This is a genomic window from uncultured Tyzzerella sp., from assembly GCF_963558545.1.
GTDB lineage: Bacteria > Bacillota > Clostridia > Lachnospirales > CAG-274 > Tyzzerella.
Genome location: NZ_CAUWHO010000059.1, coordinates 1 through 10714, shown reverse-complemented (window position 1 = coordinate 10714; position 10714 = coordinate 1). Strand labels below are relative to the sequence as shown.

Sequence of the window (10714 nt, the reverse complement as noted above, 5' to 3'; positions counted from 1 at the left end):
GATGACGGTATTTCTGGCACTAACACTAAGAAACGTGAAGGCTTCAACGGTATGATTGAGGATTGCATGGCCGGTAAAATCGACATGGTCATTACCAAGTCCATCGGCCGATTTACCAGAAACACCATCGACTGCCTGAAGTACGTAAGACAGATTAAGGAAAAGAATATCGCCATTATCTTCGAGAAGGAAAACATCAATACGCTTGAGGCCAGCGGCGAGCTGCTTCTAACGATTATGGCTTCTTTAGCGCAGCAGGAGTCAGCTTCATTATCTAAGAACGTAAAGCTAGGCTTGCAGTTTCGATACCAAGACGGAAAGGTACAAGTTAACCACAATCACTTCCTGGGTTAGACAAAGGATGATGAAGGAAACCTGATTATTGAAGAAGAGGAAGCCAAGATAGTAAGACGTATTTTTAGAGAATACTTGGATGGCGCCAGTTTCAGAGATATAGCAAATGGGCTGGAACGAGATAAAATCAAGACTGGAGGCAAACGTTACAAATGGCACCTTAGTACAATCCAGGATATTCTTCAAAATGAAAAATACATGGGTGACGCGCTTCTGCAAAAACTATCCCGACAGATTTCATTGAAAAGACCAGAATCAAGAATGACGGTTCAGTTCCGCAGTATTACGTGAAGGATAGCCAGGAAGCCATTATTCCAAGAGACATCTTCACTCAGGTCCAGGAGTAAATGGTGCGCAGGGCTAACCTATTTAGCGGTGAGGATGGCAAAAAGAAAAGAGTTTACTCTAGCAAATATGCACTTTCCAGCATTTGCACCTGTTCAAAGTGTGGCGACATTTACCGCAGAATCTCATGGAATAACCGAGGCAAACACTCCATCGTATGGCGCTGCTGCACCAGAGTGGAAAATGGACCAGCAGCCTGCGATGCACCGACAGTGCAAGAAACAGAGCTGCAGCAAACTACGGTAAAAGCCATAAATCTGCTACTGAGAAGCTCTTCATCAATGCTAGACATTTTGATGCAGAATATTGAAACAGCGCTGGCTGACGATAACGCCGGTGAGTTGAAAAAGATAAATGCGGTGCTTTCGGAAAAGCAAAAAGAACTGGTGAAGCTGGCTTATGCGAAAAAAGATTACACCACCTTAGCGGATGAAATTGACCTACTCAGAGATAAGAAGCAGGATCTTTTGGTGGTAAAGGCAGAAACGGAAGGCTTCAAAAAGCGTATCAAGGAATTAGAGGGCTTCTTAAAAGAAGCCAACCAGGAGCTGACAGAATATGACGAGTCAATGGTAAGAAAATACATTGATAAAATACAGGTGTATGAAGATAAGTTCACTGTTTGCTTCAAAGCGGGTGTGGATTTGGATATAGAAAGATAATGACAAATAGACTATAGCGACAGGCTTTCGGGCTTGTCGCTTTTTATCATTTCTTGTGGAGTGATTGATTTTGTTCGTGGTTTGGTATATAATATATGGAGTAACCATAGGCAAAGAAAAGTAGGTGCAAGAATGGAATATTTATCAATTAGGCAGACAGCCGATAAATGGGGCATCTCAATTAGAAGAATACAAGTGCTATGCACTGAAGGTCGTATCCCTGGTGCACTGAAGATTGGTTCCTATTGGGCCATTCCTGCTGACGCAGAAAAACCAGATTACCAGAGAGTCAAAAGTGGAAAATATATAAAGACTAAGGAACAGTAAGAAGGTGCGCGGATGAGCCGGAAGGAAGATATAGTAAACTTGCTTAATTTGAATAATGCTATGACACAGAGTGCATTAGCGGAGGGTATCTATGTTGATAAACAGCATGGGCCTAATGTTTATTCAGCACTTATGGCTCTGGTGGAGCAAGGAGTTGTTATTCGTACTGGAAGCAATCCTTCATATTACTCATTAACGGGTAAAGCGTTTAAAGCACCTGAAAAAGTAAGCACCGCTAACAAAAAGGCACCAAGAGATGTTTCTGGTGATGTTGTATCAAATGAGGCTATTGAAGAGGTGGAGGCTTTGGTTCAGGGGACGAATAACTATGGTCCGGAAACGGATTTGATAACAAGGTGTTTGAAGAAGTTTCCGTTAAACACAGATCCGGATGTGGTAGCTATGAAGGTTGGGCTTATTGATATTACTAATTCCACACATTTATCTCAACATAAGAGCAAGATTAGTATGGTAGAGCTTGCAGAAATTATAGCGGCCATTCCGGATGTTGATGAAAGAATAAAGAATGGCGATCCAGAGGTTGTAAATATCATTGCACGTAGCAACGGGGAAATAAATCTCTTTTCGTTTGCCTTAAAATATTGCTGCTACCATAACAGCAATTTATATGGTAGAGATGATTTTTCAATCTTAGATACGATTTTAAAGGAATATCTTCCAAGATATTTTGATGGTATAACAAGGGGCCAGATTCAAAGATGGCAGGATAGCTTTAATTACAAGGACTACAATGACTACATAACCGGTAAGCTAGATGAGCTCGGTATAACTGTAGAAAACAGAAAAAGAAAATTCGACCATTATGTGTGGTACCTAAATAGATAAGAATTTCGGAGGTAGGGTGTTATAATGAAGATACATTATTTCCAGAGATACCATGAAAAAGAAAACGTAGCAACAGCGAATACAATGCTGCTTTTGTCACGTTTATACTCATATTCATCGGATAAGTTTTTTAGATTTTTGAAATCAGAATACTTTGCTGATTCCTTTGAACCTGAGCTTGTTTTTACATTACAGGAAAAGAGTATAGATAGCATACCTGATGCAACGATTACCCAGAAGGGATTTAAAATTGTTGTAGAAACAAAACTGACAGATTGGTTTTATTATGACCAGCTGATGAGACATTTGAAGTCCTTTGGTGATGAAAAGAATAAGATAATGATAACACTTGCTTCAGAATTGATGGCAGATGAAAAGCTGGCTGATTTTGAAAAGCAGTTAAAAGAATATAACGAGACTCAGACGTATCCGGTAATCCACATCAATACAACCTTTAAAATGATGGCGAATGCTATCGGTGATTTTATTGATGATAGAGATTATGAAATGCAAGATGTGCTGGAGGATTACCTAAAATACTGCTATAAAGATGGTTTGATACCTGTGTCTGATTCCTGGAAGTATCTGCGTATGCAACTTGCAGGTACAACAATTGATTTTAATATCAGAAACAATATTTATTATGATAAGTCGGAACGTGGCTTTAGGGTTCATGACTATCTTGGCTTATATAAGCAAAAGAGTGTGCGCGCTATCGGAAAGATTTGTGCTCGCATTACTGCAGTTGAAACAGAATCAGGCGTTAAATATACTCCAGAGTTCGGTGAGCTAACAGAGGAACGTAAACAGATAATTGCAAAGGCAATGGCTGATGGCGATTCTCATGGATATGATTTAAGAACAGTGGGGCACAGATATTTCTTTGTTGAACAATTTTATGAAACAGACTTTAAGAAAATATCATCTGGCGGTTCTATGGGAACAAGAATCTTTGACTTATCTGCTCTTTTAGGAAGTGATGAAATACCTGAAGTCGAGCAGCTAGCCGAATTACTCAAAGATAAAAGCTGGACTTAATGAGGAGGTGTGAATAATGGCATTCGATCCGGGATTAAAAATAGGACAAATATTAAAAAACGCAGATATTGTAGAGATTTTCAAGTGTGGTAATATGGGCGGAATGCGTCGTTCAAGAACTACCAATACGCTTGTTATTGTATCTGATTATACAAAAGGAATTTATCACGATAAGTGGATTGGTGGCGTGTTGCATTATACAGGTATGGGAAAATCCGGTGACCAGGATATTAACTGGGCACAGAATGCTACATTAGCCGAGTGCGGAAAAAACGGTGTTGATGTACACCTGTTTGAGGTAATAGACGCATGCGAATATATTTATTGTGGAAGAATCGAGCTGGTAAGCAAGCCTTATACAGAAACACAACCTGGCGAAGATGGGAATGACAGAATGGTTTGGATGTTCCCTATTCGTCCAGTGCCGGATAATGATGTTCAGAAGCCACAGATGTTTGTCTTTAAGGATATGGAAGACTATAAGTCTCGTGGTAAAAACGTAGATGCAGAATACGCAAAAATGCTGGCAGATAGAAAAAAGAATAAAGGAAAAACACCAGTTGTAATGCAACCTGTTATTCCTAAGCCTGAACCAAAGCCGCCTGTAGTTATTCCTGCTGATATAGTTGGAAAGCAGGTAAAGCATAAGTCCTTTGGAAACGGAGTTATTACAGCTATTGAAGGAACTTCTATTGCAGTGGAGTTTGATAAAGTAGGTCTTAAGAAAATGGGTTATGAGTTTTGCATGAATAATAAGCTGCTTGAGTTTATTTAAACGGAGGCAGCTATGAAAACAGTAAAGGTAGTAGCGGCAGTAATTTGCGATTCACTCGATGAAAAAAAGCAGATATTTGCTACAGCTAGAGGTTATGGCGAATTTAAGGACCAGTGGGAGTTTCCGGGTGGAAAAGTAGAAGCCGGAGAAACACCGCAGCAAGCCCTCATCAGAGAAATAAAAGAAGAACTGGAAACGGACATCAAGGTTGGAGAGTTGATTGGTACTATTGAATATGATTATCCAACTTTTCACCTGTCAATGGATTGTTTCTGGTGTGAAGTGATTGAAGGAGATCTGAAGCTGCTGGAGGCAGAATCAGCACGTTGGCTTACAAAGAACATTCTTTATGATGTTCAGTGGTTGCCGGCGGACATTACGTTGATTGCGGAAATAGAAAAGCGAATGGAATAAGTAATTCATGGATAAAGACTTTACAACTTGTATATAAGAATTTCTTTTTATGGCCCAAAAGGAGAAATGAAAACATGGTTATTTTTGGAGGGAGATCTTTTTGGAAAGATTTTCGTATTTCACATAGAATGATACAAAAGAAATACACGTCATACTTTGGTGATGAAATAACGACTATAGACAATCGAGATGATGCTATAAGCTTGCTGATGAATATTTCTGATTCAATTCAGGCAAAAATGATACATCGTATTAAAAGCGAAAGTACGTATGGTATGTTGTTGAAACTTTACTTCATATTTGGTGAAGTGCATTCCCAATACTTGAAGGAAAAGGAGATACGTTTAAAATTTGTAAAGAATAGCAATGCTTCGGAAGATGCAGTTAAATTATTTGAAAATAATAGAAATATCCAGAGACATATAATTGATGCATGCAATATATGGATCGAAAATTGTGTGCTGTTGCAACATGATGTATGTAGCCAAAATTTAAACGTCAAAAAAGAATTTGTAATGGATGGAGACCTACTAATTGACATGTATATCTACGGATTTGTTTCACAGGCAATATCGTTATTGATGTTATCAAAAGATTTAAGTGTGCAAAACACTTTTTATGGATTGGATATTACACTATAGGACGATAATCCTACAGAAGTACTGAAATATCATCCGGTAATTTATTTTGATACTGTAATAACCGGAAATCAGAGTGATTTAGTGGATATCCCATTAACAACAGATGCAAATTCTACTGAATTTGGTAAAGGATTCTACGATACCAATAAAGTTGAATTTTTACTATGGCTTGCGGTTCTTCAGTCTTTTGAACAAGATCAGTTAAGAGGGGACTACAAATCATTAACTGTAATTACAAAAGAACATTTTATCAAATTATGTGGTTCTTACACCAATCCCAGGGTTGATGGAGAAGCATGCTATAATAGTTTTGTATTAACAAGAGAAAAACTTGAAAAACACCTTAGAAAAAATGAAGAGATTATATGGATAATCGGAGCGAACAAATATCGTCATGAGATTAGGCCATTCATTGGATTAGATGATGGAAATGTTTTGATTAATTATGGAGCTTTAGAACAAGCAAAGCAATTATGGGTTTCATACTTTAGCAATGGTGGTATGTGTTACACAAATCCAAATAAGACTGATAAATTAAGACAAGCCATGGAAAAAAGGAACGAAGATTTATCAGAGAATATTCTGGTCGCAAAGATTCAAGAAATCCTTTGATCTAATTATTCTGGAACGATAGATTTGAAAAATGTTGACTACCAGAGAATCTTTGGGCAAAAAGAAAAAAATTATGGAGATTATGATATAGTTTTTTATGTTGCAGATAAGAAGGAATTGTTTCTGATAGAATCAAAGTATTTTTCCGATTCCTTAAATTCAAGTGGTTTAGTGAACGATTATAACAAAATATTTGGAAAAGGTGGATACTATACGCATTGCAGAGAACGATACGACTTGGTAATGAATGAACCAGAAAAAATAAAAAGTTTCATTAATGAAGCAGATGACATATCAGTTCATATGTTATTTATTTCCTCTAAGCCGATAGAAATAGAATTTCAAGATACTGATGGGATAGTGACGTTTTTATCTCTTGGGATTTTTGAAAAGTATTTAAAGGGCAATTTGATTAGCGAAGATAGATTGTCGGTTGTGCGTCCTGTGCACGTGCTTTAACGTGAAACATGACTACTATATAACGATAACAAAAGGCAACTGTTAAAACGTGCTCGATATGTTTGGGCATACGGACAGAGTGTTAAAAACTACAAAGACGTACTTCCTGTCGTATCGAGCCACGTCGAATGCGTGGTATTGCTGTCTAAAGTACAGAACTAAATACTTAAAAAGTCTTTAAAATAAGGCATTTCTGAGAGCTTAAAGTTATTTTCTTGCTCTCAGATTTTTTCGTTTTGTGGATATGATGAAATAGCGAAAATGAGAGTCGAGTTGACTGGCTAAAAATATGCAAGGTTAGTTGATAGAGTGGTTATATTAAATCATATAAATTAATATTAACGGATTGAAAAGGGCATAAAGATATATTAACATCAATGAAGTATTTTTCAAGGAGATTATTTGCTCTAGATTTGATATTATTGCAATAAATCCACCATATACAAATAATAAAATTAATATTGGTTTTAGTATAGATGGAAATACCAGGTATTGTTTTATGTCAATTAAATAAAAGTTTAACTAAATATGTGGTAAATTTGATTAGTTTTATTAAAAGTAATAGTTACTAATAAAATCTAATATAAAACAGTTCATAAATTTACTAATGCGTATAAACCTAGTTAAATATAATATGTGTTTAGGATATGGAGCAGGATTATTAGATTATACAATAACACCTTATAAAAAATAAAATCCTATGGGTTTTTACCTAATGAATGTTGCTTATGTGAAATTAATGATTTAAAAGAAATATAAATGGAAATAAAATGGATTATTTAAAGGAGAAAATATCTAATTTGGATAAATTTTTTGATAATAATATTAATAAACATAATATCTGTAATTTATTATAATTAAATTAGATATATTATTAAAAATGGATAGTTATTACAATTTAATTAAAAGAAACTTGAATAAATTAACTATCATTAATGTACTAATTCGATTTATTGATATTCCTATCAATTTAATTAGTGCAACTTTTATAGCTAATATAATTAATGGGGCAACAATTGGGAATATTAGTTATGTATTAAAAAATAGTATTATTTTAATACATAATAATTTATGAAGAGTTAAATATAAAAAAGGAAAAATATTATCAAAAAATATACTATACTCAAAAAGATGAAAGTTATATAAAATTAACACAAAATGAAACTAAACAAATTATTGAAGATGTAAAAAATACTGAAGATATATACTATTATTATTTAAATAAAATAGAAGAATTGGCTAAAAAATCTAATGTATTATTTTTATAGTAATATTTTATATTACATTATTATAGGATTTAAAAAATAAATAAAAATTAATATTGACATATATATATTTTTATGATACATTAGATGTATTGAAAAAGGGAGTAGCTAGCAAGATTCATCTTGTAGTAACTTGCGTCATTACAGTTTTTTAACTCGCATTTACTTTAAATAGCAAGACTTTTATCAAATTATTTTGATAGAAGTCTTGCTATTTTTGTCTTCTATCAAATATTTTAAAAGAAAGGAAGAAAATATATGAACTTTTATAATAAAAGTGTAGAAGAGAGTTTTTTAGAATTAAATTCTAAAAAAGAAGGCTTAAAAAATGATGAATTACCTAAAAGGTATGAAAAGTATGGATATAATGTACTTCAAGAAGAAAAGAAAAAAAGCCCATTACAAGTTTTTTTATCTCAATTTGAAGATTTGTTAATCATTATATTAATAGTAGCAGGAATTATATCTATAATTACAGGTAATATTGAAAGTAGCATAGTAATATTTTGTGTAATAATATTAAATGCTATAATAGGTACAGTACAATATTTTAAAGCAGAGCAATCTTTAAAAAGCTTAAAAAATATGTATGCACCAGTAGCTAAGGTTATAAGAAATGGAAGAAGAGAAGAAATATTAGCTAAAGATTTAGTAATAGGGGATTTAATAGTAGTAGAAGCAGGAGATGTTGTACCAGCAGATGCAAGGGTTGTAGAAAGTTTTTCTTTACAAGTAAACGAAAGTGCATTAACTGGAGAATCTGAAGCAGTAAATAAATTTATAGAAAAAATAGAAGAAGAAAATATTTCTTTAGGTGATAGAAAAAATATGATTTTTTCATCTTCTTTAGTTACTTATGGTAGATGTGTAGCACTAGTTACTAGTACAGGTATGCAAACAGAAATAGGTAAAATAGCAACATTAATGAACCTTACTAAAAATAAAAAAACGCCTTTACAAGTTAGCCTTGATAATTTTAGTAAAAAGTTATCTATAATAATAATAGCTATATGTTTAGTTGTATTTGCACTTAGCTTATACAGGCATATGCCTATATTAGATTCTTTAATGTTTGCTGTATCTTTAGCAGTTGCTGCTATTCCAGAAGCATTATCTTCTATTGTAACTATCGCTTTAGCTATTGGTACAACAAAAATGGCTAAACAAAATGCTATTATTAAAAACCTAAGTGCTGTTGAGGGGCTTGGTTGTGTTTCTGTTATATGCTCAGATAAAACAGGTACTTTAACTCAAAATAAAATGACTGTTCAAGAAGAATATTTTATAGGAGAGTCTAGTAGAGAACACCTTTTACAAATAAGTGTTTTATGTAACGATTCTTATATATCAAATGGTAAGGCTACGGGAGATCCCACAGAAACAAGCCTTGTAGAAAGTTATATAAAAAATGGATTTGACTATAACAAAATAATGGAAGAAAATAAAAGATTATCCGAGATACCTTTTGATTCTGATAGAAAACTTATGTCTACTGTTTATAAACTAAACAATGAATATGTTATGCTTACTAAAGGGGCAATAGATGTTATATTAAATAGGGTAGACAATATACTAAAAGATGGAAAAGTATATCCTATAACAAACGAAGATATAGAAAATATTAAAAATATAAATCAAAAAATGAGTGAAAACGGATTAAGAGTTTTAGCTTTTGCTAAAAAACAAATTGATAATATAGAAATAAATTTTGAAAACGAGCATAATTTAACATTTGTAGGGCTTATATCTATGATAGACCCTCCAAGAGAAGAATCTATGCAAGCTGTACAAGATTGCCATATGGCAGGTATATTACCAATTATGATAACAGGTGACCATAAGGTAACAGCTACAGCTATCGCTAAAAAAATAGGTATATTTAAAGATGGTGATATGTCTTTAACAGGTACAGACCTTGATAGTATGTCTAATGAAGAGCTTAGCAAAATATTATATAAAGTATCTGTTTATGCAAGGGTTTCTCCAGAACATAAAATAAGGATAGTTAATCTTTGGCAAGAAAAAGGTAATATTGTTGCTATGACAGGAGATGGCGTAAATGATGCTCCAGCTTTAAAAAGTGCTAATATTGGTATAGCTATGGGAATAACAGGAACAGATGTATCTAAAGATGCTGCATCTGTTATATTAACAGACGATAATTTTGCAACAATTATAAAAGCTGTTGCAAATGGAAGAAATATATATGCAAATATTAAAAATTCTATAAAATTTTTATTGTCTGGCAATACATCTGGTATATTGTCCGTTTTATATACATCTATTATGGCTTTACCAATGCCATTTAGTGCAGTACATTTGCTTTTTATAAATCTTTTAACAGATAGTTTGCCAGCAATTGCTATAAGTATGGATAATCCTACAAAGGATATTATAAAAGAAAAGCCAAGAAAATCTGACGAAAATATTTTAACAAAAGAGTTTTTTAGAGAAATAATTTTACACGGGTTAAATATAGGAATATTTACTATTATAGCATTTTATATAGGTTTAAAAACTAATAATGAAACAGCTAGTACAATGGCTTTTTCCACATTATGCTTAGCTAGGTTATGGCATAGTTTTAATTCTAGAAGTAGAAAATCTATTTTAAAACAAGGTATATTTAGCAATAAATATATAATATATGCAATAATTATTGGATTTGTATTGTTATTATCTGTATTATTAATTCCAGCTTTACAAGGGTTATTTGATGTAGAACCTTTAAGTATAAATAATTTATTATATGTTTTATGGTTATCTTTAATACCAACAATAATAATACAAGTAACTAGAATAATAAAAGAAATTATCAATAAAGATAAATAATAATTAATTATTTTGATTGTAATAATAAAAAGTATCTAGCTATACATTAGATACTTTTTATTATTATATAATATATAAGAATATTTCATTATTATTACATAACTATTCGCTAAAGTTTCATTTAGCGAATAGTTATGTGTATTG

12 protein-coding genes are annotated in these 10714 nt (G+C 32.9%); all 12 read left to right on the top strand.

Features of this window, described 5'->3' with window-relative positions:
* On the top strand, positions 1-354 hold a 354-nt coding region (locus R5Z65_RS08685; protein WP_317368577.1), incomplete at its 5' end, for a recombinase family protein.
* A 75-nt stretch (positions 355-429) separates the two neighbouring features.
* On the top strand, positions 430-645 hold the full coding sequence (locus tag R5Z65_RS08680; protein ID WP_317368575.1) for a recombinase family protein: 216 nt from the start codon (positions 430-432) through the stop codon (positions 643-645).
* A 56-nt stretch (positions 646-701) separates the two neighbouring features.
* Positions 702-1361 carry a recombinase zinc beta ribbon domain-containing protein gene (locus R5Z65_RS08675; RefSeq protein ID WP_317368574.1) on the top strand — a complete coding sequence of 220 codons (660 nt, stop codon included), beginning with the start codon at positions 702-704 and terminating at the stop codon, positions 1359-1361.
* Positions 1362-1493: 132 nt separating this feature from the next.
* Complete coding sequence (locus R5Z65_RS08670) at positions 1494-1688, top strand: helix-turn-helix domain-containing protein (RefSeq protein ID WP_317368572.1); 195 nt, start codon at positions 1494-1496, stop codon at positions 1686-1688.
* Between the two features lie 12 nt (positions 1689-1700).
* Positions 1701-2534: a hypothetical protein gene (locus R5Z65_RS08665; RefSeq protein WP_317368570.1), complete on the top strand. Its 834-nt coding sequence runs from the start codon at positions 1701-1703 to the stop codon at positions 2532-2534.
* A gap of 24 nt (positions 2535-2558) precedes the next feature.
* The gene (locus tag R5Z65_RS08660) at positions 2559-3572 is read left to right on the top strand and encodes a hypothetical protein (protein ID WP_317368569.1); all 1014 of its coding nucleotides are present in this window, start codon (positions 2559-2561) and stop codon (positions 3570-3572) included.
* A 16-nt stretch (positions 3573-3588) separates the two neighbouring features.
* Positions 3589-4347, top strand: coding sequence for an HNH endonuclease (locus R5Z65_RS08655; protein ID WP_317368568.1), 759 nt, complete (start codon positions 3589-3591; stop codon positions 4345-4347).
* Positions 4348-4359: 12 nt separating this feature from the next.
* Positions 4360-4761, top strand: coding sequence for a (deoxy)nucleoside triphosphate pyrophosphohydrolase (locus R5Z65_RS08650; RefSeq protein ID WP_317368567.1), 402 nt, complete (start codon positions 4360-4362; stop codon positions 4759-4761).
* Between the two features lie 74 nt (positions 4762-4835).
* On the top strand, positions 4836-5402 hold the full coding sequence (locus R5Z65_RS08645) for a hypothetical protein (RefSeq protein ID WP_317368566.1): 567 nt from the start codon (positions 4836-4838) through the stop codon (positions 5400-5402).
* Positions 5403-5483: 81 nt separating this feature from the next.
* Positions 5484-6014, top strand: coding sequence for a hypothetical protein (locus R5Z65_RS08640; protein ID WP_317368565.1), 531 nt, complete (start codon positions 5484-5486; stop codon positions 6012-6014).
* Positions 6015-6038: 24 nt separating this feature from the next.
* A complete protein-coding gene (locus R5Z65_RS08635) occupies positions 6039-6473 on the top strand; it encodes a hypothetical protein (RefSeq protein ID WP_317368564.1) in 435 nt (144 codons plus the stop codon).
* 1523 nt (positions 6474-7996) lie between these two features.
* Positions 7997-10570 (top strand): calcium-translocating P-type ATPase, PMCA-type, encoded by a 2574-nt coding sequence (locus tag R5Z65_RS08630; protein WP_317368563.1) that lies wholly within the window; start codon positions 7997-7999, stop codon positions 10568-10570.
* Positions 10571-10714 lie beyond the last annotated feature (144 nt).